This is a genomic window from Roseovarius sp. JB2-10, assembly GCF_055693585.1.
Window position 1 is genome coordinate 1478064 of the sequence record NZ_CM146337.1, and the last position, 25790, is coordinate 1503853.

The 25790-nt window shown below is 56.0% G+C and carries 27 protein-coding genes and 1 pseudogene; 11 read left to right on the forward strand and 17 right to left on the reverse strand.

Annotated features, from left to right (window positions below):
- Nucleotides 1-76 precede the first annotated feature (76 nt).
- Genes ACZ1HJ_RS07330 through argH form a run of 3 tightly spaced genes read right to left on the reverse strand, consistent with a single transcriptional unit; the run spans nucleotide 77 to nucleotide 1949 of the window.
- A complete protein-coding gene (locus tag ACZ1HJ_RS07330) occupies nucleotides 77-385 on the reverse strand; it encodes a DUF2834 domain-containing protein (protein ID WP_472721655.1) in 309 nt (102 codons plus the stop codon).
- Complete coding sequence (locus ACZ1HJ_RS07335; RefSeq protein WP_472721656.1) at nucleotides 382-561, reverse strand: hypothetical protein; 180 nt, start codon at nucleotides 559-561, stop codon at nucleotides 382-384. The genes ACZ1HJ_RS07330 and ACZ1HJ_RS07335 overlap by 4 nt, the downstream gene beginning before the upstream one ends.
- Nucleotides 558-1949 (reverse strand): argininosuccinate lyase, encoded by a 1392-nt coding sequence (gene argH / locus ACZ1HJ_RS07340; RefSeq protein WP_472721657.1) that lies wholly within the window; start codon nucleotides 1947-1949, stop codon nucleotides 558-560. The genes ACZ1HJ_RS07335 and argH overlap by 4 nt, the downstream gene beginning before the upstream one ends.
- A 21-nt stretch (nucleotides 1950-1970) precedes the next feature.
- On the opposite strand from argH, the gene ACZ1HJ_RS07345 reads away from it, so the two are divergent.
- On the forward strand, nucleotides 1971-2537 hold the full coding sequence (locus tag ACZ1HJ_RS07345) for a TlpA family protein disulfide reductase (RefSeq protein ID WP_472721658.1): 567 nt from the start codon (nucleotides 1971-1973) through the stop codon (nucleotides 2535-2537).
- Between the two features lie 75 nt (nucleotides 2538-2612).
- Here the strand turns inward: ACZ1HJ_RS07345 and ACZ1HJ_RS07350 are convergent, their stop codons facing one another.
- Both ACZ1HJ_RS07350 and ACZ1HJ_RS07355 read right to left on the reverse strand, forming a co-directional pair.
- Nucleotides 2613-2768, reverse strand: a complete 156-nt coding sequence (locus ACZ1HJ_RS07350) for a hypothetical protein (protein WP_472721659.1) — start codon at nucleotides 2766-2768, stop codon at nucleotides 2613-2615.
- Between the two features lie 109 nt (nucleotides 2769-2877).
- Nucleotides 2878-3909: an AraC family transcriptional regulator gene (locus ACZ1HJ_RS07355; protein WP_472721660.1), complete on the reverse strand. Its 1032-nt coding sequence runs from the start codon at nucleotides 3907-3909 to the stop codon at nucleotides 2878-2880.
- Between the two features lie 180 nt (nucleotides 3910-4089).
- Between ACZ1HJ_RS07355 and ACZ1HJ_RS07360 the strand changes: the two genes are divergently transcribed.
- Complete coding sequence (locus ACZ1HJ_RS07360; RefSeq protein ID WP_472721661.1) at nucleotides 4090-5970, forward strand: SLC13 family permease; 1881 nt, start codon at nucleotides 4090-4092, stop codon at nucleotides 5968-5970.
- A gap of 72 nt (nucleotides 5971-6042) precedes the next feature.
- A complete protein-coding gene (locus ACZ1HJ_RS07365) occupies nucleotides 6043-6786 on the forward strand; it encodes an SDR family NAD(P)-dependent oxidoreductase (protein ID WP_472721662.1) in 744 nt (247 codons plus the stop codon).
- A gap of 4 nt (nucleotides 6787-6790) precedes the next feature.
- On the opposite strand, the gene ACZ1HJ_RS07370 is transcribed toward ACZ1HJ_RS07365, so the two are convergent.
- Complete coding sequence (locus ACZ1HJ_RS07370) at nucleotides 6791-7183, reverse strand: hypothetical protein (protein WP_472721663.1); 393 nt, start codon at nucleotides 7181-7183, stop codon at nucleotides 6791-6793.
- Nucleotides 7184-7240: 57 nt separating this feature from the next.
- Complete coding sequence (locus ACZ1HJ_RS07375; RefSeq protein WP_472721664.1) at nucleotides 7241-8488, reverse strand: glycerate kinase type-2 family protein; 1248 nt, start codon at nucleotides 8486-8488, stop codon at nucleotides 7241-7243.
- A 330-nt stretch (nucleotides 8489-8818) separates the two neighbouring features.
- Between ACZ1HJ_RS07375 and crcB the strand changes: the two genes are divergently transcribed.
- From crcB to ACZ1HJ_RS07415, 8 genes and pseudogenes are all read left to right on the forward strand, one after another.
- A complete protein-coding gene (gene crcB, locus ACZ1HJ_RS07380; RefSeq protein ID WP_472722174.1) occupies nucleotides 8819-9196 on the forward strand; it encodes a fluoride efflux transporter CrcB in 378 nt (125 codons plus the stop codon).
- Nucleotides 9193-10233, forward strand: a complete 1041-nt coding sequence (locus tag ACZ1HJ_RS07385; RefSeq protein WP_472721665.1) for an RluA family pseudouridine synthase — start codon at nucleotides 9193-9195, stop codon at nucleotides 10231-10233. Before crcB ends, ACZ1HJ_RS07385 begins: the two co-directional genes overlap by 4 nt.
- A complete protein-coding gene (locus ACZ1HJ_RS07390) occupies nucleotides 10233-10916 on the forward strand; it encodes an HAD-IA family hydrolase (RefSeq protein ID WP_472721666.1) in 684 nt (227 codons plus the stop codon). Before ACZ1HJ_RS07385 ends, ACZ1HJ_RS07390 begins: the two co-directional genes overlap by 1 nt.
- A complete protein-coding gene (locus ACZ1HJ_RS07395) occupies nucleotides 10913-11629 on the forward strand; it encodes an ATP12 family chaperone protein (protein WP_472721667.1) in 717 nt (238 codons plus the stop codon). Before ACZ1HJ_RS07390 ends, ACZ1HJ_RS07395 begins: the two co-directional genes overlap by 4 nt.
- Nucleotides 11630-11830: 201 nt before the next feature.
- Nucleotides 11831-12850, forward strand: a complete 1020-nt coding sequence (locus tag ACZ1HJ_RS07400; RefSeq protein WP_472721668.1) for an amino acid ABC transporter substrate-binding protein — start codon at nucleotides 11831-11833, stop codon at nucleotides 12848-12850.
- A gap of 131 nt (nucleotides 12851-12981) precedes the next feature.
- Complete coding sequence (locus tag ACZ1HJ_RS07405) at nucleotides 12982-14196, forward strand: amino acid ABC transporter permease (protein ID WP_472721669.1); 1215 nt, start codon at nucleotides 12982-12984, stop codon at nucleotides 14194-14196.
- Nucleotides 14197-14199: 3 nt separating this feature from the next.
- Nucleotides 14200-15497, forward strand: a pseudogene (locus ACZ1HJ_RS07410) (amino acid ABC transporter permease).
- Nucleotides 15498-15509: 12 nt separating this feature from the next.
- Nucleotides 15510-16277, forward strand: coding sequence for an amino acid ABC transporter ATP-binding protein (locus ACZ1HJ_RS07415; protein ID WP_472721670.1), 768 nt, complete (start codon nucleotides 15510-15512; stop codon nucleotides 16275-16277).
- Between the two features lie 93 nt (nucleotides 16278-16370).
- On the opposite strand, the gene ACZ1HJ_RS07420 is transcribed toward ACZ1HJ_RS07415, so the two are convergent.
- From ACZ1HJ_RS07420 to ttcA, 10 genes are all read right to left on the reverse strand, one after another.
- Nucleotides 16371-16850 carry a hypothetical protein gene (locus ACZ1HJ_RS07420; protein WP_472721671.1) on the reverse strand — a complete coding sequence of 160 codons (480 nt, stop codon included), beginning with the start codon at nucleotides 16848-16850 and terminating at the stop codon, nucleotides 16371-16373.
- Nucleotides 16851-17020: 170 nt separating this feature from the next.
- Nucleotides 17021-17518 carry a SixA phosphatase family protein gene (locus ACZ1HJ_RS07425; RefSeq protein ID WP_472721672.1) on the reverse strand — a complete coding sequence of 166 codons (498 nt, stop codon included), beginning with the start codon at nucleotides 17516-17518 and terminating at the stop codon, nucleotides 17021-17023.
- On the reverse strand, nucleotides 17515-18156 hold the full coding sequence (locus tag ACZ1HJ_RS07430; RefSeq protein WP_472722175.1) for a ferredoxin: 642 nt from the start codon (nucleotides 18154-18156) through the stop codon (nucleotides 17515-17517). The genes ACZ1HJ_RS07425 and ACZ1HJ_RS07430 overlap by 4 nt, the downstream gene beginning before the upstream one ends.
- The gene (locus tag ACZ1HJ_RS07435; protein ID WP_472721673.1) at nucleotides 18153-18944 is read right to left on the reverse strand and encodes a sterol desaturase family protein; all 792 of its coding nucleotides are present in this window, start codon (nucleotides 18942-18944) and stop codon (nucleotides 18153-18155) included. The genes ACZ1HJ_RS07430 and ACZ1HJ_RS07435 overlap by 4 nt, the downstream gene beginning before the upstream one ends.
- A 36-nt stretch (nucleotides 18945-18980) precedes the next feature.
- Nucleotides 18981-19844 (reverse strand): acetylglutamate kinase, encoded by an 864-nt coding sequence (gene argB, locus ACZ1HJ_RS07440; protein ID WP_472721674.1) that lies wholly within the window; start codon nucleotides 19842-19844, stop codon nucleotides 18981-18983.
- Nucleotides 19845-19955: 111 nt separating this feature from the next.
- Nucleotides 19956-20606 (reverse strand): ribosome biogenesis GTP-binding protein YihA/YsxC, encoded by a 651-nt coding sequence (yihA, locus tag ACZ1HJ_RS07445; protein WP_472721675.1) that lies wholly within the window; start codon nucleotides 20604-20606, stop codon nucleotides 19956-19958.
- Nucleotides 20606-21352: an MOSC domain-containing protein gene (locus ACZ1HJ_RS07450; RefSeq protein ID WP_472721676.1), complete on the reverse strand. Its 747-nt coding sequence runs from the start codon at nucleotides 21350-21352 to the stop codon at nucleotides 20606-20608. Before ACZ1HJ_RS07450 ends, yihA begins: the two co-directional genes overlap by 1 nt.
- A complete protein-coding gene (yidC, locus tag ACZ1HJ_RS07455; RefSeq protein WP_472721677.1) occupies nucleotides 21349-23151 on the reverse strand; it encodes a membrane protein insertase YidC in 1803 nt (600 codons plus the stop codon). The genes ACZ1HJ_RS07450 and yidC overlap by 4 nt, the downstream gene beginning before the upstream one ends.
- Before the next feature lie 110 nt (nucleotides 23152-23261).
- A complete protein-coding gene (locus ACZ1HJ_RS07460; protein ID WP_472721678.1) occupies nucleotides 23262-24806 on the reverse strand; it encodes a putative bifunctional diguanylate cyclase/phosphodiesterase in 1545 nt (514 codons plus the stop codon).
- Between the two features lie 55 nt (nucleotides 24807-24861).
- On the reverse strand, nucleotides 24862-25755 hold the full coding sequence (gene ttcA, locus ACZ1HJ_RS07465; RefSeq protein ID WP_472721679.1) for a tRNA 2-thiocytidine(32) synthetase TtcA: 894 nt from the start codon (nucleotides 25753-25755) through the stop codon (nucleotides 24862-24864).
- Between the last annotated feature and the right edge of the window lie 35 nt (nucleotides 25756-25790).

Sequence of the window (25790 nt, forward strand, 5' to 3'; positions counted from 1 at the left end):
TGGAGAACCGGTGGAAAAACAACCGTTCGCGGGCGGCTCTAGTACTGATGAGCGAAAAACCGTCGCCTCGGTCGATTCAATCGGCTGGTTTCAGCCTAAAGTAGAAATAAAGCGGCAATCCGCAGCTTACGCCGATGCAAAAAGTCGCGGGAATCACCGCCAGGTAGCGCCATTCCTTGCGCGTAAACGCTTCTTTTATCACCCAGACCGTCAGCGCGACGGCGGCAATTGTGAGGTCCCAGACCAGTCCACTGGAGGCATCATTGGCATGCCACGCCTCAACCATCGCGCCAAGGTCATAGCCGTTGGCGTTAAACCAACTCAGGAAGTAATACATCGGATGGATTGCGCCCCATATCGCGAGCGCCAGAAACAGCCACCTCACAGACCCAGACCAACCCCGACAGTCCATTTGCCGCGAGTAGCAGAGGCGCGGGTGCTGACATGGGTGCCGCTGCTGCCGACGCCGACGGTTGTCGACACAGACGGGCGAATGGGCGGGCCATCGGCACCGCAGGCCGAAACCACGCTTGCAATGATCAAAACAGCAATCACTCTCATAACAGCACCTCTTTCCAGCGGGCGATCTGCGCACGCACCTGATCGGGCGCTGTGCCGCCATAGCTTGTGCGTGATGCGACAGAATTATGTACGCCCAACACGTCGAATATATCATTTGTGATTTCAGAATGCACGGATTGCATCTGTTCCAGCGTCAGGTCCGGCAGGTCGCCGCCCGCCTCTTCGGCCATCGCAACAAGGCTGCCGGTGACATGATGCGCCTCGCGGAAAGGCATGCCCGCAACCCGAACCAGCCAGTCAGCGAGGTCTGTCGCAGTGGAAAATCCACTGCCCGCCGCAGCTTCGAGGGTATCACGATTGGCCGACATGTCGCGCACCATCCCCTCCATGGCGGCCAGCGCTAGCATCAGGTTGTCAGCGGCATCAAAAACCTGCTCCTTGTCCTCCTGCATGTCCTTTGAATAGGCCAGCGGGAGGCCCTTCATCACGGTCATAAGGGCGACATTTGCCCCAAAAATCCGGCCGATTTTTGCGCGGATCAGCTCCGCGGCGTCCGGGTTTTTCTTTTGCGGCATGATCGATGATCCGGTGGAGAACCTGTCGGACAGCACCACAAACCGGAACTGGGCCGATGACCAGATGACCAGCTCTTCGGCCATACGGCTCAGATGCATGGCGCAGATGCTGGCAGCGCTCAGGAATTCCAATGCAAAATCGCGATCACTGACCGCATCCAGTGAATTTGCCGCCGGACGATCAAACCCCAATTCCTGGGCGGTCATGCCGCGGTCAATCGGAAAGGACGTTCCGGCCAGAGCGGCCGCACCAAGAGGGCATTCGTTCATCCGTGCCCGTGCGTCGCGCATACGGCTCAGATCGCGGCCCAGCATTTCCACATAGGCCATCATGTGGTGGCCCCACGTCACCGGTTGAGCCACCTGCAGATGCGTAAAGCCCGGCATCACCCAATCTGCGCCTGCCTCGGCCTGGGTCAAAAGCGCTTTCATCAGTGCTTGCAGCGCGCCATCCACGGCGTCCAGTTGGTCGCGCACCCAAAGCTTGAAATCCGTCGCCACCTGGTCATTGCGTGACCGTCCGGTATGAAGCCGCCCTGCGGGTTCTCCGATGATCTCCTTCAGGCGAGCCTCAACATTCATGTGGATGTCTTCCAGCGCGGTCGAAAACTCGAACTTACCGTCGTTGATCTCTGACAAGACCGTGAGCAGGCCTTCCCTCATCGCCTTGGCATCACTATCACTTACGATGCCCCTGGCTGCCAACATCGCGGCATGGGCCCTTGAGCCGGCAATATCCTGCGCCGCCATTCGCTGGTCGAACCCGATTGAGGCATTGATCGCCTCCATGATCGCGTCCGGCCCCGCGGAAAAGCGGCCACCCCACATCTGGTTCGAGGTCTTGTTGGTCATGTCCTACCCTTTGGAGGGAAAATGAAAGTCTTTGGTTCGCTCGTCCTTTATATGGCCCTAGCCTTTGGTGCAAATACTGCCATGGCTGATGTTTCGGATATTGCCGCCCTGCGAGAAGGCGACATGAAAAAGCTGAACCTGCATTCTGAACCGCGCGCCGTCAGCGATGCGACCTTCATCCACGAAGACGGTGGTGACGCCACACTGGCGGATTACAAAGGCCAATACGTGGTTTTGAATTTCTGGGCGGTCTGGTGCCCCCCGTGCAAAAAAGAAATGCCCATGCTTTCCGATTTACAGACCGAGCTTGGCAGCGATGATTTCAAGGTGGTCACGCTGGCTGCTTTACAAAATCCCCCGGCGGCGATGAAGAAGTTTTTTGATGAGCGGGGCATTGATAATTTGCCCCTGCACCGTGATCCAAAGAATGCTGTTGGACGCGACATGGGTATTTTTGGCCTGCCTGTTACCCTGATCCTTGACCCGGAAGGCCGTGAAATAGGCCGTCTTCAAGGTGAGGCGGACTGGAGCTCGGACAACGCAATCGAAATCTTGCGCGCCCTGATGGACCGTGGCGAGGCCAGTTAAAGCAAGGGCGTGATGCCGGTCTGCTGAACGGCACCACGCGTTGCGATGTATCTGATACCGGGGTGGGGTGGCAGATTACTCGGCAATTTGATCCTTGGTGACATCCCCGGCAGGCGGTGTGGTTCCGTGCGTGGGCCAGTCGCTGGGGAAACTCGAGCTGCCTACGATAAAGGCATGCGCCGGGAGTGTGAGGGCTGTCAGAAAAGCCACAACCAAAGCAATGCGTGTCATAACGATCTCTCCAAAATGATGTCTTGGTGAGATGAAGGTGGTTCATCGGACGCGGCACATCCTATTCATTCTGAAATCGACGCGTATTTTGCGGGATCAACGCGGATTTTCAGGAATCAACCAGCTCTGCGGCCAAAGCATCGCGCCTGTAGTCGCGTGGGCTGGTGCCGGTCAGCGACCGAAATGCCTTGTTGAACGGCCCCAGAGAGGCAAAACCGCAATCATAGGCAATTTCAAGTATGGTTTTCTGCGCCTTTTCAGGAGCTGAGAGCTCGGCTCGTGCGGCATTTATCCGGTAGCTGTTGATGAAGGCAGGAAAGTTGCGAAATCCCAACTCGCTGTTGATGACCTGGCGCAATCGATGCTCGGGCACACCCAGTTCTTCCGCCAGCGCGCCAATGGTCAGACCTTCGCGCCGCCAGAACTCTTCTGACATGGCCGTTTCTAGTTTGGCCAACGTGTATGTGTCGGCCTGTGCGGCACCGCTCACCGGCTTGCGCCCCGGTTTTGCATCGCTGAGCCACAGGCCACTCTCTGGCCGAAGCGACCAGATTGCAAACCCGGCAGCCAGCGCAAAAAAGGCGGATGACTGACCCAACAGGACAATGGTTGGCATATTGTCCGGTTCGACCAGTATCTCGACGATGATGATGACGATGCCCAAGACAACCATCGCCGTCATGAAAACAGGCCGAAACTGTCGTCGCTTTTCAACAAGATCATCGCCAGCGGTCATCAAGGTCGCCCACAGCAGGGCGAGATGCAAAACCAAGGCCATCGAGTGGCAAACGAAATCCATTACCGGGTAATTATGCGACAAACTGCTGGCAAGAACCGTGAGGCCGGCAAACATATACCACGGCCAATGCCGCCCCGGCGTGTCCAGAAAGATATCCAGAACCATCCACGTGAATGACAGGGTCATCATGACCGCCCCGAAGACGCCGATATTAAAGATCACGGGGGGTAGTTCGTATTTGAAGGTCGATGAGACCAACAGGTAGCCCATGACGCAGAAACCCATTGCAGCCACAGAATACGATTTTGCACGGGTCTGCGGGTTGCGCATCAAGACGATGGAAACCACCAAGATGATCCCGATCGTATTTCCCCGTAACAAAGTGTCCAGTATGGCCAGCACGCGCCCTGCCTTCGCAAATAATCCCGATAGCAGATAGCGTAGAGACACTGTTCATTCTCGTCAAAAACTGGAAGAGCAGGATTTTTCAGAAATCAACCTGTTTTGGTGGGCCAGATTGGCCGAAAATTGACCATTCCTGATTTTCGCCTCACACTTGAAGGAAAAGGGCGAGGGATTCATATGGAAAGCGTGGCCTTTACCACGGAAATGGCCGTCGTCGTCGGCGCGCTGGCATTCACCGTTTTCCTGTTTGTTTCTGAAATTATCCGTGTGGATCTGGCCGCTATTTTGGTTTTGGTGCTGATTGGCATCCTGTCCTACATCCCGGGGCTCGAGAACGTTGCCGATGTGAACCACCTCTTCGACGGGTTCGCCTCCAACGCGGTGATTTCAATCATCGCCGTGATGATCGTGGGCGCTGGGCTCGACAAAACCGGCATAATGAACAAGGTCGCAGCACAGATACTCAAGCGCGGCGGAACCACCGAAGCGCGGGTGATGCCCATCGTGTCCGGAACCGTTGGGTTTATTTCCAGCTTTCTGCAAAACGTTGGTGCGGCGGCCCTTTTTCTGCCCGTGGTCAGCAGGATTTCCGCCCGCACCGGTATCCCGCTGTCGCGCCTTTTGATGCCCATGGGGTTTTGCGCCATTCTGGGCGGCACCATGACAATGGTCGGCTCATCGCCCCTGATCCTTCTCAATGATCTGATCCGCACCGCCAACGAAGGCCTGCCTGCCGATGCCCAGATGGAACCCTTTGGCCTCTTCTCCGTCACCCCGATTGGGGCGGCGTTAATTCTGACAGGGATCTTGTATTTCTTTTTTCTGGGCCGGTTTGTTCTGCCCGGAAGCACGAAGGTCGAAGCATCGCAAGGACAAGGGACGTCGGAATACCTGGACCGTGTCTATGGGTTGAAGGCGGCCGTTTTCGAAGTAGATGTACCGGAAAACAGCCCGTTGGTGGGGCAAATCCTGGCTGACATAAATCTGGAAAACAACCTCTATATCATCTCAACATTTTATCGCGGCAAAGTGTCGATGGTACAGATTCTGACCGCCGAAATCGCAGCCCCCTGTCGGCTGGCGATCATTGGCAAAGAAAACGTTGTGCGCAGCTTTGCCGAAAAGTTCGGACTATATATCCGGCCCAGCCTTGATGTTTTTGCTGAGGAGTTTGCGCAAACGAATGCCGGTATCGCTGAAATCGTGATCCCACCGGACAGCAAACTGATCGGTAAATGCCCCCGCGATCTGCTTTTGAGAAAAACCTATGGTCTGAGCCTTCTGGCCATTCACCGCGGCGAAGAAAACCTGAGCCATGTTGAATACGGTGAACATAAGCCAACCGCGATTGGGCTGGTGCCGTTTCAATCCGGCGATATGCTGGTTGCCCATACGCGTTGGGACAACCTGGTCCGTATTAAGCATGACCGCGACTTTGTGGTTGTAACCGCCGATTTCCCGCAGGAAGAACTGCGCCCGAAAAAGGTCGGCTGGGCGCTCTTTTTCTTTCTCGTGTCGCTGACGATGATCCTGTTCACTGACGTGCGCTTATCGCTCTGCCTGCTGACCGGTGCGGTCGGGATGATGTTGAGCCGGGTCCTGAGTATTGACGAGGCGTACCGTGCCGTTGGATGGAACACAGTCTTTTTGCTGGCCAGTCTCATCCCGCTGGGTCAAGCCGTTCAAAACACCGGTACGGCGGAATGGATTGCGCAACAAATCCTTGTGGCGTTGGACGGTTGGCCCCTATGGGCGTTGCAGACGGGTATCGCAATCCTTGCCACCGCGTTTTCGCTGGTGATGTCCAATGTCGGGGCCACGGTTTTGCTGGTGCCGTTGGCTGTGTCCATCGCCGTGGCCGCTGGCGGTGACCCTGCAATTTTTGCACTGACCGTCGCCATTTCGACATCGAATTCCTTCATCATCCCCACCCATCAGGTGAATGCTTTGATCATGGGTCCGGCGGGGTACAAAGTGACAGATTTCGTGCGGTCGGGCGGGATCATGACAATCCTCTTCCTGATCGTTTCCATGGTGATGCTGAACATTATTTTTTGACACAACCGATGATGGCCAATGGCGTCCCGCTCGGGCTATGATGCTCAAAAATCTTGATCCGGAGAACGTCACATGAAAACAGCCATCGTCACCGGGGCGGCGCGCGGTATTGGTTTGGCCGCGACGCGTCAATTTCTCGATCAGGGGTGGCGCGTTGTGATGTTGGACAGGGACGCGCCGGCCCTCGAAAGCGCAGCGCTTGGTTTGTTGAATGTTGAACCCGTTGTTGCTGATGTGTCATCGCCAGAACAGGTGGCGCAGATCACCGCTCAGCTCATTGAGAGTTGTGACAGCATTGATGCCCTTGTGAACAATGCCGGTGTCGCGGATTTTGGACCCATAGCCGAAACTGATTTCCAGCGGTGGCGACAGGTCATGGAAACCAATCTGGATGGCGTATTCCTGATGTCGCAAGCCTTGCGCGAAAGCCTTTGTGCGTCGCAGGGCGCGATGGTGAACATCGCATCCATATCTGGCCTGCGAGCCAGCACCCTGCGCGTGGCATATGGCACGTCAAAGGCGGCGGTCATGCACCTGACCCAACAACAGGCCGTCGAAATGGGAGAACATGGCGTGCGGGTCAATTGTGTTTGCCCGGGACCGGTGGATACGAAACTTGCTATGGCAGTTCATACACCGGAAATCCGCGCGGCCTACCATGATGCTATCCCGCTGAACCGTTACGGCACCGAAGATGAGATTGCCGCGATGATTACATTTCTGTGTTCACCCGCGGCCAGTTTTGTGACCGGCCAGATCATTGCTGTTGACGGCGGATTTCAGGCTACGGGCATCGGCCTGCCAGGCTTGCGGTAAGCGCTTAAAAATTCACCTGCTTGCCGCTCAAAACTTCGAAGGGTTCAAGCGTGTCTTTGTTGACCCAGGCGTAACCATCATTGGTGATCATTACCTTATAGGGTGTCCAGCCGGTGTTTTCCCACCAACTGTCATATTCATTCGTATCTTCCTTGACGCGCCATTTGCCCCGGCTGGGTGGGCCGTCATCCGGAACGTAAACCGTAAATCCGCTGTCGCCGTAATATTGCCGGTACGTGGTACCTGACCATGTGCCGACGATGGTGTTTCCGGACAGCAATGCTTGAATTTGGCCGGCGGTGGCTTGCACGGTGCCAGCATTTTGTGTGTCACCTGCCAGAGCGGGCAAAGCACAAAAGGCCAGTGACGCAAGTGCCATAAACGATCTGCGAAACATACAACACTCCTTTAGGTTCGAGCGGTCAGCGTCGCATCTTTGATGTGTAATGGCGAGTCACGACGGGGTGATCAGAATGGCCCGGAAGTCATTAACATTTGTGAGCGTCGGACCGGTGATAACCTGATCTCCAATGCGCCCGAAAAATCCGTGTGCGTCATTTTCAGCGAGGGCCTGTGCCGCATCCGAAGCTTTGCTCAGAGTGTCTGGTCCGATGACCGCGCCAGCCACTTCCGCAGCGCCGTCCACGCCGTCTGTATCGCAGGCAATCGCGTGAATGCCGGGCGCCCCTTCCAGCGCAAGCGCCAGTGCCAACGCAAATTCTGCGTTGGGCCCGCCAATGCCATCGCCGCGACGGGTGACGGTCAGTTCGCCACCGGACAGGAGCAGGAGAGGTGCCGCATCCCGGTTCATGCCCGATTGCAGCGCGAGTGCCTGTTTGGCCTGTGCGCGCGCGACGTCACGCGCCTCGCCTTCCAACGCATCGCCGAGAATTTGGACAGCGACCCCCTTGGCCTGTGCCACGTCGGATGCCGCCTGCAAGGATTGCGCCGGTGCCGCGTAGATCACGTTTTCAACTGTGCTGAGCCGGACATCGTCTGGCGGCAGCGGCGCGCCACCCGCCTCTAGATACCGTTTGATCGTATCAGCCGGCGTGACGCCCCAATGCGCAAGCGCGGCCAAAGCGCGCGCGGCATCGCCGCTATCTCCGACGGTTGGTCCGCTGGCAATGTCTCCTGGGTCGTCCCCGGGCACGTCCGAAATCATCAAGGCCAGCATCTTCGACGGATACGCGGCTGCGGCCAGTTTGCCGCCCTTGACGGCCGAGATTTGTTTGCGAATGCCATTGATCTCGCCAATCGGGGCGCCACTGGCCAGAAGTGCGTTGGTCAATGCCTGTTTTTCTTCCAGCGTGATATCTCCCGCTGGGGCATTCAACAAAGCCGACCCGCCGCCAGAAATCAAAGCCAGCACAAAATCATCAGGGCCCGTCTCTTCAACCATTGCCAACATGCGGCGTGTGGCTTGCATCCCCGCGTCATCCGGCACGGGATGGGCGGCTTCGACAATTTCGATCCCCGCACAGGGCCGCGCGTATCCGTAGCGCGTGATGACCAATCCCTCGCAGGGGCCATATTCGGCCTCGACAGCTTCGGCCATACGCGCACTGGCTTTTCCCGCGCCGATGACGATCAATCGACCTTTGGGTTTGGGTGGTAAGGCTGCGCTCAAACTGCGTATTGGGTCAGCCACTTCGACTGCGCGATCAAAGAGATGGCGCAAAAAGACAAAGGGTTCAGTCATCGGGGATCTTTCAAGCGAGTCACGTTGTGGCAACATTAGCGCTAACAATTGCGCGTTAACAGGTCTCTTGCCGTAAAATTCCGGCAACCCGTTGCCATGCGGTGTTCGCGTTCGCTCACGTATGTCAGTTTGAGTTCAGGCCACTCAGGCCTTGGGGGGCGTCCCCCAAACCCCCGCGTGAACGGAATCAAGGGTGTGTCACGCCTGAGGTGTTCCGCGAGGAGGACACCGGAGGTGAGACGACGAGATATCCAGAGTGCGCATGCGCGTACGCAATTTGATCATGCCCTCAACTTGACAAAACCCATAGGGCGCGCGACAGACCCCGCCATGTTCATGTCCTTTCTTCAAGTGGCCTTGGGTGGTGCAATTGGCGCGTCAATGCGATTTGGCGCAGGTATGGCCGTGGCAAGAGCTGCCGGTCAAAGCTTTCCGTTGGCGATCCTGCTGGTCAACGTCATCGGTTCATTCCTGATGGGGTTGTTTGTGGTGTACGCCGTGCAGCGTGGCGTTGAGCATCTCAATCTCTTTGTTTTGACCGGCATCCTGGGTGGATTCACGACGTTTTCTGCCTTTTCTCTCGAAGCATTCACTCTGTTTGAACGCGGACAGGTCGGATCGGCTATCGTCTATGTGCTTTTGTCAGTGTTTTTGTCGATCGCGGCATTGGCGTTGGGGGTCTGGATGGCCAGAGGGATTTGGGCATGAGCCGGGTTCAGATGCTCACAATTGAGGCCGATGACGCGGATCAGCGGCTGGACCGTTGGTTGCGGCGCCAGTTTCCGCATCTTGGGCAGGGTCGGATCGAAAAGATGTGCCGAAAAGGCGAATTGCGCGTCGATGGCGGGCGGGTCAAACCAGCGACACGTCTGAGTATGGGCCAGCAGGTCCGCATTCCGCCGCTACCGGACCCAAATGCGCCGAAACCGGACTACGGCTCTCGTGTCTCTGAGGCAGATGCGAAACTAATCCAGTCGTGCGTGATTTACCGCGACGATGATGTGATCGTTTTGAACAAACCACCAGGATTGCCGGTGCAGGGCGGATCAAAGCAAGCGCGGCATGTGGATGGCCTGGCCGAAGCGCTGCGGTTTGGATGCGAAGAAAAACCCAGGCTGGTTCACCGGTTGGACAAAGACACTTCGGGGGTTCTGGTTCTCGCACGCACCCGCCTTGCGGCAAAGGGGCTGACCGCAGCTTTTCGCCACCGGGCCACGCGCAAGATTTACTGGGCGGTGATTGCGGGCGTGCCTTTGCCGCGTATGGGCACAATAAAATACGGGCTTGTCAAAGCGCCCGGACACGGCGCGAAGGGCGAGGGTGAAAAGATGCTTTGCCTGCATCCCCGCGATGTGGATGCAACGCCGGGTGCCAAACACGCCACGAGCGACTATGCCGTTCTGGATGCCGCGGGCAGCCGTACGGCCTGGGTGGCCCTGAGCCCGATCACCGGCCGAACGCACCAATTGCGCGCGCATATGGCAGAGATGGGTCATCCTATCATTGGTGATGGGAAATACGGCGGCTCGGGTCAGGAGAATTTGGGCGATGGCTGGGGCGCGCAGTTGGGTGGTGACATCAGTCGGAAACTGCACCTGCATGCGCGCACGCTGATGATTGAACACCCGATCACCAAGGCCATTCTTCATCTGACAGCCCCGTTGCCACCCCATATGACGCACACGTGGGAGACGTTTCAGTGGCAGCCCACGGACGCGCCGGAAGATCCCTTCGAGGCGGCGTGATGACGACGGCTAAACATCTGATCATCTTTGACGTGGATGGCACGCTTGTGGACAGTCAGGGCGATATTCTGGCCGCCATGACCCACGCCTTCGAGCGAGCCAACCGGACAGTTCCGACCGAACGTGACATTTTGGGCATTGTTGGTCTGTCTCTGGATGTTGCGATCCGGCAGCTTGCGCCGGACGCGCCTGACGAGATCAACGCGCAAATGGTGGACTGGTATAAAGAGGCGTATCTGCATCTCAGGGCCAAAGCCGGGGCCGCACAATCGTCGCCGCTTTATCCGCATGCACGCGCAACCCTTGAGCAACTTCACGGCGATCCGGATGTAATCCTCGGGGTGGCGACGGGCAAATCCCGTCGTGGTCTGGACAAGCTCTTGGAGGCACATGGGCTGGGAGACTTCTTTGTGACGCAGCAGGTCAGCGACAATGTCCCGTCCAAACCGCACCCTGCCATGTTGCATGCGGCGCTGGCCGAAACCGGGATGGATGCCTGCAATGCGGTGATGATCGGGGACACCAGTTTCGACATGGAAATGGCACGATCGGCGGGAATGTGCGGCATTGGGGTCAGTTGGGGATATCACCCCCGCGATCGCCTTGTTGCTGCGCACCACATTATCGATGATTTCCGTGATTTGACGATCTGTTTGAAATCGGTCTGGGATAAGCGGTCATGAGTGATTGGAAACTCAAACGATTTTGGGACACGGCGAGCGTGTCACCCAACGAAACCGGATTTGCCATTTTGTTGGATAACCGACCGGTCAAAACGCCAGCGAAGGCGTCTTTGGTTGTGCCCGCCCAAGCCCTCGCGGACAAAATTGCCGAAGAATGGAACGCGGTCGACGACCAGATTGACCCGGCCAACATGCCGTTCACACGCTCCGCAAACGCGGCCATCGACAAGGTGACCCATCAACACGCTGAAGTCGCCGACATGCTGGCGGCCTATGGGGATGCCGATCTGATCTGCTACCGGGCGGATGGTCCGGAAAATCTGGTGCAGCGCCAGGCAGAGGCTTGGGACCCGCTCCTGGCCTGGGCGGAAACAGCATTGGGGGCGCAATTGCAGACGGTGCAGGGCGTTATGCACGCTCCGCAAAATCCACAGAGTTTGGACGTGTTGAAACAGCAGGTTCACGCGCTGGATACATTTGCGCTAACAGCTTTTCATGACCTCGTTAGTCTTTCTGGCTCGTTGGTTATCGGTTTTGCGGCATTGCATGATGTCCACGACGCGGGGAAACTTTGGCATTTGTCGCGAATAGACGAGACGTGGCAGCAAGACCAATGGGGCGAAGATGAAGAAGCCATTGAAATGGCCGCAAAGAAAGAATCAGACTTTTTGCACGCCAAGTTCTTTTACAATCTTTCCCGTTCATCCGGGTAAGGGGCCGGGATGTCGGTTTCCGCAAGGTAAACTATACTGAATTCCCATGGTTTTTCGTGAACTTGGTCTTGACGTTTTGTGATGAATCCACACACACTCACGGGCACTGAGGGGTCAACGCCCCATTTACAGTATCGCCCCGGTCCGTAAAGGGCCGTACGAACCACCCCCAAAGGGTGGACAATCAGGAAGAGGTAAAAAATGAAAAAATCCGTATTTTTTGGCGCGCTCACGCTCGCCGGCCTGGGTGCCGGTGTCGCAGCGGCTGGTACGCTGGATGATGTGAAGCAACGCGGCAAACTGAACTGCGGTGTGACCACCGGTCTGGTCGGCTTTGCAGCGCCAGATGCAAATGGTGAATGGAAAGGCTTCGACGTTGGCGTATGCCGTGCTGTTGCCGCTGCCGTTCTGGGGGATGCGTCCGCTGTTGAATTCGTGCCGACAACAGGCAAAACGCGCTTCACAGCGCTGGCCTCCGGTGAAATCGATATGCTGGCCCGTAACACCACATGGACATTCTCGCGTGACGTGGACCTGAAGTTCACATTCGTTGGCGTGAACTACTATGACGGCCAAGGCTTCATGGTTCCAAAAGATCTGGGCGTTGGCTCGGCCAAAGAACTCGACGGCGCAACCGTCTGCATCCAGACCGGTACAACAACCGAGCTGAACCTGGCCGATTTCTTCCGTGCCAACAACATCAGCTACGAGCCTGTGCCAATCGAAACCAACGCAGAAGCACAACAGCAATATCTGGCTGGTGCCTGTGACGTTTACACCACGGACGCCTCGGGTCTGGCCGCGACACGCGCCACATTCGAAGATCCTGCTGGTCACGTCCTGCTTCCAGAAATCATCTCGAAAGAGCCTCTGGGTCCGCTTGTTCGCCATGGCGACAACGAGTGGGGTGACGTCGTGCGCTGGACGCTGAATGCGCTGATCACAGCTGAAGAGCTGGGCGTAAGCTCGGCCAACGTTGCAGACATGAGCTCTGCAGCTGGCAACAACCCTGAAATCAACCGCCTGCTGGGCACCGAGGGTAACCTGGGTGAGATGCTTGGTCTGTCGGCTGACTGGGGCGCCAAAGCCATCATGGCTGGCGGCAACTACGCCGAGCTGTTCGAGAAGAACATCGGTGAAAACACTCCAATCGGTCTGGCCCGTGGCCTGAACGCACAGTGGACCGATGGCGGCCTGATCTACTCACCGCCCTTCCGCTAAAATCCAAAAAGTTAAGGGCGCGGTAATCACCGCGCCCTTTTCCTATCTGTCGAACAAACACCTGAGCATGTACAGGAGCGAGGCACACCTCGCCGGGATAAAAGCTTGGGGGCAATCAGGGATACGTCTTTATGACAACCATTACCGACCCTCCGAAGGAGTCGTTTCGGTTATCGCAACTCATTTACGATACCCGCTACCGATCTTTAACATTTCAAGCCATTGCCGCGCTCGTTCTGGCGTTGTCCATTTGGTACCTCGGCAATAACCTGATCCAGAACCTGCGCGCTGCGGGCCTCAACATCTCCTATGATTTCTTGAGAGACCCCGCCGGGTACGACATCAACCAGCGACTGGTTGAATATGACAGCCAATCCTCACATGCCAAGGCGGCAATTGTCGGTGTTCTTAATACGCTGCTTGTTGCCTTTCTGGCGTGTATCACCGCGACGATCTTTGGTGTTCTGGCCGGTGTCATGCGGCTGTCGAACAACTGGCTCGTCTCCAAGATCATGGCGGTTTATGTCGAGATTTTCCGCAATATCCCGGTTCTGATCTGGATCATCATCATCTTCACCATCATGACGGCCGTGTTGCCCGGCCCGCGGGCGTTCCGCGGTGATGAGCCTGAAGCCTCGATGTTGATGAACGCATTTGCCTTTACCAACCGCGGTATCTACATCCCTGCACCCGTCTGGGCCCCGGGCTCCATGGTCGTGGTCGCTACCTTCCTGGCGTCTTTGGTCGGGATCTTCGCATACCGGCGCTATGCCACCAACCTGCTCTACGCCACCGGGCGCCTGTTGCCGGTTCTGTGGCCCTGCGTTGCAATGTTCTTTATCCCGGCCATTCTGATGTTCTTCATCATGGGCAAGCCCATCGGTCTGGATTTACCCGTTCTCAAAGGGTTCAACTTTACCGGCGGGATCAAGGTTGGCGGTCCGCTGATTGCCCTTTGGTTTGCGTTGTCGATCTACACGGGCGCCTTTATTGCGGAAAACGTGCGCGCTGGTATTCAGGCCGTCTCCAAAGGCCAGACAGAGGCCGCCTCTGCCTTGGGCCTGCGCCCGGGTCGCGTCATGAACCTTGTGGTTCTGCCGCAGGCGTTGCGCGTGATCATTCCACCGTTGATTTCGCAATATCTGAACATCACCAAAAACTCCTCACTGGCGATTGCCGTGGGGTACGCAGATATCACTGCGACCCTTGGTGGTATCACGCTGAACCAGACAGGTCGTGCAATCGAATGCGTGCTGCTCTTGATGTTGTTCTATTTGACGATCTCGTTGCTGATTTCAGCCTTCATGAACGTCTACAACAATTCAATCAAACTGAAGGAGCGCTGAGCCATGTCAGATACACAAGCACACTCAGTTTCCTTCGTACGTGAAACGACAATTCCGGAATCGCCGCCTCCGGCAGCGGAAACCGGGATCGTCAAATGGCTGCGTCAAAACCTGTTCGCCACACCGGCCAACAGCGTATTGACCATCGTTGCGCTCTACCTGATCTATCTGGTGTTGGCGCCTTCGGTACCTTGGATCATGAACGGTGTCTGGAGCGCGAACAGTCTCGCAGAATGCCGTGAAATCCTTGATGGCACATCCGGTGCGTGTTTCGCCGTGTTGTCGGAACGCTTGCCGCAATTGCTCTATGGCTTCAAATACCCGACCGATGAGTACTGGCGGCCAAATCTGGCCTTCCTGTTGCTGTTCATTGCGGCAGCGCCGGTGCTGTTCTTCGACCTGCCGCGCAAAATGCTGATCTTTACGGGCCTGTACCCGTTTATCGCATATTGGCTGATTTGGGGGGCAGTATTCTGGTCCCGATCGTCGCCTTGTTGGGCTTTCTTGGCGGTGCGCTGGTCTATCAACGCTTCGTTAAATCCAGCTTCGCAGCCGGTTTCTTTGGTGCAATCGTCACGGCCTTCGTGATCTGGACCATCGCAGGCATGATCATTCCGGACAACGCGTCGGATAATGCGATGCTGCCAGCGGTACCAAGCCGTGATCTGGGCGGCTTCATGCTCAACATGATGTTGGGTGTGACCTGTGTGTCCTTGTCCCTTCCCATCGGGATTGCCTTGGCGCTCGGCCGTCAGTCCGACATGCCGCTGATCAAATGGGTCTGTGTGATCTTCATCGAGTTCATTCGCGGTGTGCCTTTGATCACGCTGCTCTTTGTGGCTTCGGTGATGCTGTCCTATTTCTTCCCGCCGGAAAGCACGGTGGATCTGTTCCTGCGCGTTGTCATCATGATCACGATGTTCTCCTCGGCCTACATCGCCGAGGTGATCCGGGGTGGTCTGGCCGCCTTGCCCAAGGGACAATATGAGGGCGCGGACAGCCTCGGCCTTGATTACCCGCAAGCCATGCAACTCATCATTCTGCCGCAAGCGCTCAAGATCTCCATCCCGGGGATCGTGAACGTCGCGGTGGGTCTCTTCAAGGACACCACACTCGTCTCGGTCATCTCGATGTTTGACCTTGTGGGTATGATCCGCGGACCGATCCTCGCCTCGACGGAATGGAACGGCGTCTACTGGGAGCTTCTCGGCTTTGCCGCGCTTCTCTTCTTCGTCGTCTGCTATGGCATTTCACAATACTCGCAATGGCTGGAACGCCGTCTTGCGACCGATCATCGATAAGGAGGCCAGAAAATGGCTGAATCTGCACAAATGAAGGTCTCCGACGAGATCGCGATTACCATCCAGAACATGAACAAGTGGTACGGTTCTTTCCACGTGCTGCGTGACATCAACCTGACAGTCAACCGCGGTGAGCGGATCGTGATCTGCGGCCCGTCCGGTTCGGGTAAATCCACGCTGATCCGGTGCATCAACGCGCTGGAAGAACATCAGCAGGGCAAGATCGAAGTAGATGGAACGGTCCTGTCGAATGACCTCAAGAACATCGACAAGATCAGGTCAGAAGTTGGCATGTGCTTCCAGCATTTCAACCTTTTCCCGCATCTGACCATCTTGGAAAACTGTACGCTGGCCCCGATCTGGGTGCGCAAGACGCCCAAGAAAGAGGCCGAAGAAACGGCGATGCATTTCCTGGAAAAGGTCAAGATTCCCGATCAGGCCATGAAGTACCCCGGACAGCTCTCCGGCGGGCAACAGCAGCGGGTGGCGATTGCGCGTTCACTTTGCATGCGGCCTCGGATCATGCTCTTCGACGAGCCCACATCAGCGCTCGACCCCGAGATGATCAAAGAGGTGCTCGACACAATGATCGAGCTGGCCGAAGAAGGCATGACCATGCTCTGCGTGACCCACGAGATGGGCTTTGCCCGTCAGGTTGCGAACCGCGTGATCTTCATGGACCAAGGCCAGATTGTTGAGCAAAACGAGCCGGAAGAGTTCTTCAACAACCCGCAGAGCGAGCGGACACAGTTGTTCCTGAGCCAAATTCTCGGCCACTGACCGGCCCGTCAAAAACGCGAAAACCCCGTTGGTTTTGCCAACGGGGTTTTTTGTTGCCCACATACATGCGGGCAAACGGATTGATCTCAGCGATCAGAGTTTGAGTTCCATCTCGGTGAACCCGAAGATTTCGTTGTCTTTCGACTTCGATGCATTTGCGGCCGCAACGCCAAGACCGCAGATCGGGCAAAGTACAGCAACGCCAACGGCTGATCCCGTGCGCGCCTTCTTGGACAGGTTTACAGGTTTGAAGGTTGCGGCTTTCGTTTCTTCCTCGGTGGTACATGACAACGTGGCATTGACCGCGCCCTTGCTATAGGCGGGTACGTTGACCTTGGCTGGGGCGGCAAATTTGGCCGAGTACTTGGATGATGTAAGCTCGCAGTTGGCCGGTACACTGTCGCCGTTCTTCGTCACGCTCACTTCGACAGGCTGATACCCGGCGACAAAGGCTTGTGCGTTTTCACTGGTAAAGGTCGCGTTGACCCCGCTTGCATCCGGGCCCTGTACGGGTGCACATGCCGCTACTGCGACAAACGATAGAACAAGGGCTTTCGGAAATAGGTTTTGCATCGTTGATTCACTTTCATTTTTCGAGCCATGGGGGCTTAGGCGGTTCCTTGCCGATGTCCCGCCGGGCCGTCAACCTATGAAAACGCATAAGTTGTATCGGAATTTGAAAATGTCGCCTAAAAGTCGATCAATGTTGGGAAACGGGCCCCCACCTCAAGCGTTCTTGAAGATTACCCGTCCGTCAGCTCCCGTGGGGTGATAAAATTCACCACATATCCCATGCCGGGCCTGAGTTTTGACCAAGCGTCGATCGGAAAATCTGCAATCAGCGTGGCGCAGGTCGGATAGTCATCAAATCGCGCGTGTTTGGGAGGCGTTGCCACTAGCTCGGTGGCGAACCAGGCGATGCCCGGATTGTGGCCCAGTACCAACACGGATTGTCCCGACGCTTGTTGCAATATGCTCATCATGCGCCCTGCGCCTGCATGATAGAGCCCGTCGAGAAAGCGTTTATCGGCGTCTAACCCGAGACCTGAGCAGGTTTCCCGCGTGCGGGCCGATGACGAGCTGAGAATTTGATCCGGAAGGTAGTCGTTTAGCCGTAACCAGTCTCCCAATGCCTTCGCGGATCGCCGTCCGCGCGCGTTCAAAGGGCGTTCATGGTCCGGCATCAAGGGATCGTCCCAGCTCGATTTTGCATGACGCATCAGGATTAAACGGAGCGTCACAGGAATGCCTCCATGTGAAACGCCGATTGCGCTTCGTCCCGGCCATAGCTTTGGCTGACCGGACAAATGCGTCGGACAGCGCAACCTCGGGACAGGCAATCATTGCCTTCTCGGACCAGATCGGCCTTGCATGCGGCCACGTCATACGCATCTCCCTTGAGAGCGTCCACGGGGCAGGCCGTTTTGCAGGGTTGCGTCGCGCAGGCGATGCACGGGCTGGGCTTTGCTTCTGGTAGGGCCAGTTTTTCCGAAAAACCCAAGGCGCCGCGATACGACACCATCAAACCCGCCACGTCATGAACCAGCAAGCCCACGGGGGAAATATGTGCCCGTCCGCTGTCTTGTGCCCATTGAATGAAGGGTTGATAGGGCGGCCCCCCAAAGGGAAAAAACGCCTGGCATCCCAAATCATCTGCAAGGGCTGAGATCACACGTGTCGACCAGCGGTCAAGTGGGTCCGCGCCCTTGTCGCGGGCCTCCGGTGAAGCTGAAAAATGCACCCAAAATCCGGGTTCATGCGGGCCCAGCAGGACCAGTGTTTGAACGTCTTCCGGCGCGTTTTCAGGCGCTGGATGCCATGCACCATAAACTGCAAGACAATGCGGTTCCGCCAGTTTATGGAGGGCCGCCAGCGTCATTTTTTGAACGGCAGCCAAAGCGACCACCCCAGCTTCGACGGTTTTTCGTCCTGCCATTCGAGGCCGATCGTCATGTCGTCATGGCCTTTGTCCGGCTGTGCGATATAGGTGCCGAACATCCGGTCCCAAATCGACAAGGCAAAGCCATAGTTGCTGTCGTGCTCATGGCGATGGATCGAATGATGCACGCGGTGCATGTCCGGTGTCACCAGAACGCGCCGCACGATCGCATCCATGGCCAATGGCAGGCGGATATTGGCATGGTTGAACATCGCGGTGCCGTTCAGGATAATCTCAAAAACGATGATCCCGATTGCAGGCGGACCCAATAGATAAACCAGACCGATCTTCAACAACATCGACAACGCAATTTCAACCGGGTGAAACCGGATCGCCGTGGTGACATCAATGTCGCGATCCGCATGATGAACGCGATGAAAGCGCCATAATATCGGTACCTTATGGGTGATCAGGTGCTGCGCCCAAATCGCCATGTCAAAGATCAAAACCGTCAGGATCACCGCAACCCATAACGGTAAATCAACCGCGTTCAGAAGCCCCCAGCCGTGTGTCTGAGCATCTACTGCCGCGCCGACGGCCAGCAGGGGTAAGGCGATGGCAAGGAGCCGCAAAGTCAACGTGTCCAGGATGATGATCGCCCAGTTGGTGATCCACCGGCTGCTACGCGGCTGCATGCGTTGCCGACGTGGTATCGCTGTCTCGACCATCGCAAACAAGACGAACAGACCTGCAAAGACACTCAGGCGGACAAGGGCTTCGTTTTCCATGCTCCGGAACCTAAGTCAAAATGCCGTCTGCGCAAGTTACTTTGCACGGATAAGCGTACCAGCACCATGTTCTGTGAAAAGCTCGAGTAGCGTCGCATTTGGTGCGCGCCCATCCAGTATGACAACCGCCTGCACCCCCCCGTCGATGGCAGCCAGGGCCGTTTCGGTTTTGGGGATCATCCCACCGGCGATGGTGCCATCATCGGTCATTTGCTTGATCTGTTCCGCATTAAGGTCAGTCACGACAGCACCGTTGGCGTCCTGAACCCCATCGACATCGGTCAACAACAGCAAACGATCCGCATGCAACGCCGCCGCAATCGCACCAGCCGCAGTATCACCATTGATGTTGAATGTCTCACCGTTGCGGCCCGCGCCAAGAGGCGCAATCACCGGGATGGCATCTGCGGTGAAGAGGGTATGCAGAAAGCCCGGTTTGATTTCCGACGGTTCACCCACGAGCCCTAGTTCGGGGTTTGATGGATCGCATGTGATCAGGTTTGCGTCTTTCCCGGATAGACCAACAGCCTTTCCACCCTGACGGTTGATGGCTTGAACGATGCGTTTGTTAACGCGCCCTGACAAAACCATCTCGACCACTTCAATGGTGGCCTCGTCTGTGACACGCTTTCCGTTCACGAACTCGGATTCAATGCCCAGTTTATCAAGCATCTGATTGATCATGGGGCCGCCGCCATGAACGATCACAGGGTTCACACCCACTTGCTGCATCAAAACGACGTCGCGGGCAAACGCATCGACCGTCTCATCGCTGCTCATGGCGTGGCCGCCGAATTTGATCACAACTATGGCGCCATCGTAGCGTTGCAGATACGGCAACGCCTTGCTCAATGTCCCGGCGGCGGCGATCCAATCCTGGTTCATATCAAGTGTCTTCATCTTGTCCCTCGTCTCCAAGGGTTATCCCCGCATGCGCGGCGCGGCGCAAGGGGGTCACGAAGTATGGGAGTGCGGAACGTTAGGAGCTGATTATCAAGTCAACAGGGTGTTCTACTGAAGCGTAGCAATCGTGGCGCGCAACGTGGCAATGCCATCGCCCTTTTCGCTCGAGGTCAGAATGAGTTCCGGGAAGGCCGCGGGATGTGGCGAGAGCTTTTGCCGGACTTGGTCCAGCACCTTCTCCAGATCATGCGCTTTGACTTTGTCGATCTTGGTCATAACACATTGGAACGTCACCGCCGCGCTGTCCAGCAATGCCATGATCTCTTCATCAACTGATTTGATGCCGTGTCGGGCGTCGACTAGGACGAATGCACGCCGGAGGGTTTGACGCCCAGCAAGGTAGGCTTTCAGCAGTCGTTGCCATTTTTCAACGATCGGCAGAGGCGCATTGGCATATCCGTACCCCGGCAGATCGACGAGATAGTGACTGTCGGTCAGCGTGAAATAGTTGATCTCCTGGGTGCGCCCTGGCGTATTGGATGCCCGCGCCAGACCCTTTCTACCGGTGAGGGCATTGATCAACGTTGATTTGCCAACGTTCGACCGCCCGGCGAAACAGACTTCGGTGCGGTCCGCTGGCGGCAGGCCGGACATGGCGACGACGCCTTTCAGAAAATCGGTCTGGCCTGCAAAAAGCTTCCGACCTTTTTCGGACGTCAGCTCATCAGGGGCGTCAGCCACAGGAAAAGAGAGTTGCACTAGAGCACCTCAACCGGGTGGCCAAGTTCAATTTTGCCGCTCTTGGTAACCATCGCATAGACGCCAAAATTCTGGTGATCCAGATAGGCTGAAAGCGCGCCCAACGTATCCGCATCACGCACACCTGTCGCAGGGTTGGCGACCGTGGCCATGCATCGTACGATTGGCTCCACTACGTCCAGCTCGACCTCTCCGATACGCAGTTTTTTCCCGACCCAATCGAACTCTTCCCAAGCCTTCAAACCTTGGATGTGAATATTGCAGCGCCACCGTAATGGCGACAATTCTTGCTGCATGTAAGACGACAGATCATCGTGTGATGCCAGATTAATGAGGCTGATCGAGGCATAATCACTGTCGGTCATCCCGCGCCCCGGGACGCAATGAAAATGCGTGGATTGCGCGCGCTCCACCGGCATAAGTGGCCGTACCCAATCCAGGAATGCAAATGCATCACGGTCTGGGTCAAAGGTAATGTCAGGCCGGTCCGGATGCGAAAGGGTCACCGTTCCCGCATCTTCATCAACGCTGGCGCTGATAGCCATGAGCGCGCCGTTTTTTGAACCGCGAGAGTAGTTTGCGCAAGGAGCCCACGCCGTGCCATCGGATTTTGTGGCCTCATGGGCGACCGCCCATTTGCGATCCCAGGGCATCGTTTGCCCCTCTGTCAGCTCAACCGAACTCAGCGCCTCGCGTCCGTGCCCCTTGATCGGATGCCGCCATAATGCGCTGACCTCTGCCATCATTCGTCATCCGGTTTCGGTTTGCGTTTGAAGCTGGATTTTATGTTACCGAACACATCAGGCGTGTATCCTTGGCTGCGCATGATCAGGTATTGCTGCGAGAAAGTGATCATGTTGTTCGCGATCCAGTATACCACAAGTCCGCTGGCGAAACTGCCGAGCATGAACATGAATACCCATGGCATCCACGCAAAGATCATCTGTTGTGTCGGGTCTGTGGGCGCGGGGTTGAGCTTTTGTTGCAACCACATCGAAATGCCCAGGATCAGCGGCAGAATACCGATGAAGATAAGCGCCATGATGGAGCCGGGCTCTGGCGCGTCCCAGGGAAAGACACCCCAGAAATTGTAGAGGGACGAAGGATCCGGTGCGGACAAATCCTTGATCCAGCCAATCCAAGGGGCGTGTCGGAGTTCAAGTGTGACGAAAATCACCTTGTAGAGCGAAAAGAAGATCGGGATCTGCAACAGGATGGGCAAACAGCCAGAAGCCGGGTTTACCTTTTCCTTTTTGTAGAGGGCCATCATTTCTTTTTGTAACTGCTGGCGATCATCGCCTGCGCGCTCTTTGAGCTGTTCCATTTGCGGCTGCAGCTCTTTCATCTTTGCCATCGATACGTAGGATTTAAAGGCCAACGGCAACAGGATCGATTTGATGATCAGGGTCAATGCGATGATGGACCAACCCATGTTCCCGATCAGGGCGTTCAAATTGTGAAGCAGCCAGAAAATAGGTTTGGTCAGGAAGAAAAACCAACCCCAGTCGATGGAATCCAGAAAGCCGCCAACATTTTCCTTGTTTTGATAATTGCGAATGGCTTCCCATTCCTTGGCGCCCGCAAAAAGGCGGGTGCGTACGGTCACCGACTGCCCAGGTGCGACAGTCTGAGTGCTCAGTTTGGCGTTGGACTGATAAATCTCACGGCGCGTGTCGCGGAAGGTGCTGAATTTGGCACCGGTATTGTCATCCGGGATGAGGGCTGTCATCCAATAGTGGTCGGTGAAACCCGTCCACCCGCTATCGGTGACCGACAATTCTTCCTGTGCATTGGCGGGATCGAAATCGTCATAATCCGTTTCGGCCAGCTCGCCATCGATCATGCGAACCGCGCCTTCATGCAGGATGAAAAAGTTCTTCAGGTCATCTGGCAGGCCGTGACGTGCCAAAATCCCGTATGGCGCCATTGATGCCGGCGCGTCACCTGTGTTTTCCACGGATTGTTCGACATCAAACATGAAATCGGCGTCGACCTTGATCACACGCGTGAAGGTCAATCCTGCGCCGTTGTTCCAAGTCAGCGTGATTGGTGTATCCGGAGACAGCGTTTCACCGGATGCGACTTGCCAGATTGTGTTGGCATTAGGGACTTGATCCGCCGCCAAGCCAGCCCCGGGCGCCCAGCCAAACAGCGCATAATATGGCGCATCACTTCCAACGGGTTGCAACAGGTTTACGATGTCGGAGCCCGGCCGTAGCGTCTCGCGGTAGTTCTTCAGAGACAGCTCATCAATGCGCCCGCCTTGAAGCGACAAAGACCCTTTGAGGGTTGGCGTATCGATGGTTATGCGAGGGGCATCAACGACTTTTTCTTCCGCTTCACCTGCTGTTGTCGCGCCGGCGTCGGCGGTGGTTGCATCAGCCGTTGGTGTGGAAACTGCATCCGACGTAATCGCAGTTTCACCGGTCGCGTCTGCGTTGGGACCACCTGGCTGTTCCGGCGGCGGAAACAGTACGAACCAAACCATAATCACCAGGAAACTGAGAACGGTTGCGAGAATGAGATTTTTATTCTGTTCGTCCATCACCGATGGCCATCTTTCTGTTGCTTGTCTTGGGGTTCAACAGAGTGCAGCAAGAAAGGTCAAGGGTGTTTCGGAGATTCGGTGCCGACCAAGGCGGATAAGCCAGCAATTCAACCGGTTTTGTAGCCAATCGACGGGGTGTCTGAAAGCTTTGCCAGATGTTGCGTCATCCAACCTTGGGTCTTTTCAAGTGGCATCGGACGACCAATCCCAAACCCCTGAACATGCCGACATCCCAATTGGGCCAGCATCGTATGTTCACCGGCTGTTTCGACGCCTTCTGCAAGCGTGTCGAGATCCAGACGTTCGGCCATCAGAAGAATGGCTGACACCATCCTTTGTTGTTCCGCGTCTTGATCGACTTTCATCACAAAGGAACGGTCGATCTTCAACCGTTGAATATCAAACCGCCGGATAGACGAGATCGACGCATGGCCTGTACCAAAATCGTCCAAATCAATTTGGCAGCCCAGTTCCGACAAACCGCTGATATTGCGCGCGACCATGTCATCCGGGGAGGTCGCAACGACCGTTTCAAGAATTTCCACGGCCAATCTGTTGGGCGTTAACCCCTGCCGGTCCAACTCCCATTCGATTTTTTGGATCAGGTTCGGACTGCGCAATTCTTCCGGTGAAAAATTTACAGCCACTTGCGGAACGTGCATGCCAATCGCGTCCCAGGACGTTAAAGCGCGGAGCGCGTTTTCCAACATCACTTCACCGAGGCGTTCCATACGTCCGGCCTTTTGGATATGTGGCAAAAATTCCATCGGTGGGACAGTGCCGCGTTCCGGATGCTCCCACCGAGCAAGCGCCTCAAATCCCGTTATCTGACCGGTATCGGTAGAGATTTGTGGCTGAAACCACGGCAAAATCTGCCCGTTTTCGAGCGCGGTATCAATTTCGGTGTTAGAGGTGTGTTTCTGGACGTTAACGTCGCGCATATCCGGGGAATAGGCGCGAATGGACGATGGTCCGCTGCGTCTGGCTACGGCAAGTGCAATTTCCGCCGCGTTGGTCATTTTCTTGCCCGTGTCATTGCGGAAATTCGCGTCCATGCAAAACCCAACAGAAGCGGAAATATAGATTGTGGTTGCCCCGATTTCGATAGGTTCTTCAACGACAGCCTGCAGTCGCGAGGCAAGTTGCAACATGATATCGAGATTTAACAACCCAACCGGCGCAATCACGATACCAAATTTGTTTTCACCAACGCGGGAAATTTTATCGCGATTGCGCAGGGCCAAACGCAATCTATCATACATTTGATCAACGACATCCTGGGTCACGGCCATGCCGTACCGGTCCGCGATGGCATCAAAATCATCTGCACCAAGCACCAGGCACGCTGTCTTTTTCGATTTCTTACGGGCCAGTTTCAGTGCATTACCCATAATGCTGTTGAATTCGTTCGGATTTGAGCGGCGGTTGGTTCGCCGGGTTTCGCGCGCAGGCATGTTGAGTGGTTGGACCATTGCAACGATCGCCATGATGGCGGGAAATCCAATTGCGGTCAGCATCAGGACCAATTCGCCACCGACCCAATATCCGCCCAACACCACGGCAGGAAGAAACGCAAGAAGCTGCGGCCCGCTGAAGATGGTCCGGACCGACGATGCGGTGCCCCAAAATAGGTCTTTGATCTGCCGAGACATTATTCGATTCCCGTTACTGCTCGCAAAAAGCTAGTCTCGGCGCTTCAAAACGACCTTAACGGAATTTGGGCAAAGTCGGATCTTTTGCATCAAATTTTACCGACCCCAATTCGAGGCCGGAAAAATCGAAGAGTTTGGGGTCCAGAAGATGCGATGGACGGGCGTTCATCAAGGCGCGAAACATCACCTGACGCCGACCGGGGCTATTGGCCTCCCATCCATCCAGAATTTGTTTGACCTGCTGTCGCTGCAGCCCATCTTGCGAGCCGCATAAATCACATGGAATTATCGGGTAATTCATCGCGTTAGCAAACTTTTCGCAATCCGTTTCAGCGACATGAGCCAACGGGCGAAACACAAAAAGATCGCCCTCTTCATTCACCAGTTTCGGCGGCATGGTCGCCAACCGGCCACCATGAAAAAGGTTCATAAAGAACGTCTCGAGGATGTCATCGCGGTGATGGCCCAATACAACGGCCGTGCATCCCTCTTCTCGTGCAATTCGATACAGATTCCCACGCCGTAGCCGCGAACAGAGCGCACAATAGGTGCGCCCGGCAGGCACTTTGTCGACCACAATAGAATAAGTATCCTGATACTCTATGCGATGCGGCACCTGCATACGTTCCAGAAACTCCGGCAAAACCGTCGCCGGAAAACCGGGTTGTCCCTGATCAAGATTGCACGCCAGAAGATCCACCGGTAACAAACCGCGCCATTGCAATTCGTGCAGTACGGCCAGCAACGTGTAACTGTCTTTTCCGCCAGACAGACACACCAGCCAGCGCGCTTTTTGTGATGTCGTTGGATCCGCATCGCGGTCGACCATACCGTAGTGTTCGATGGCTTCCCGTGCCTGCCGGACAATGCGCTTGCGCAGCTTTTTGAATTCGGTTGTCCCGGGGGCACCTGCAAAAAGGGGGTGAATATCGTCGCTTTCGTCCAACATGAGCTGGCTTTAGGCGCTTTGCGCTTACCGGGCAA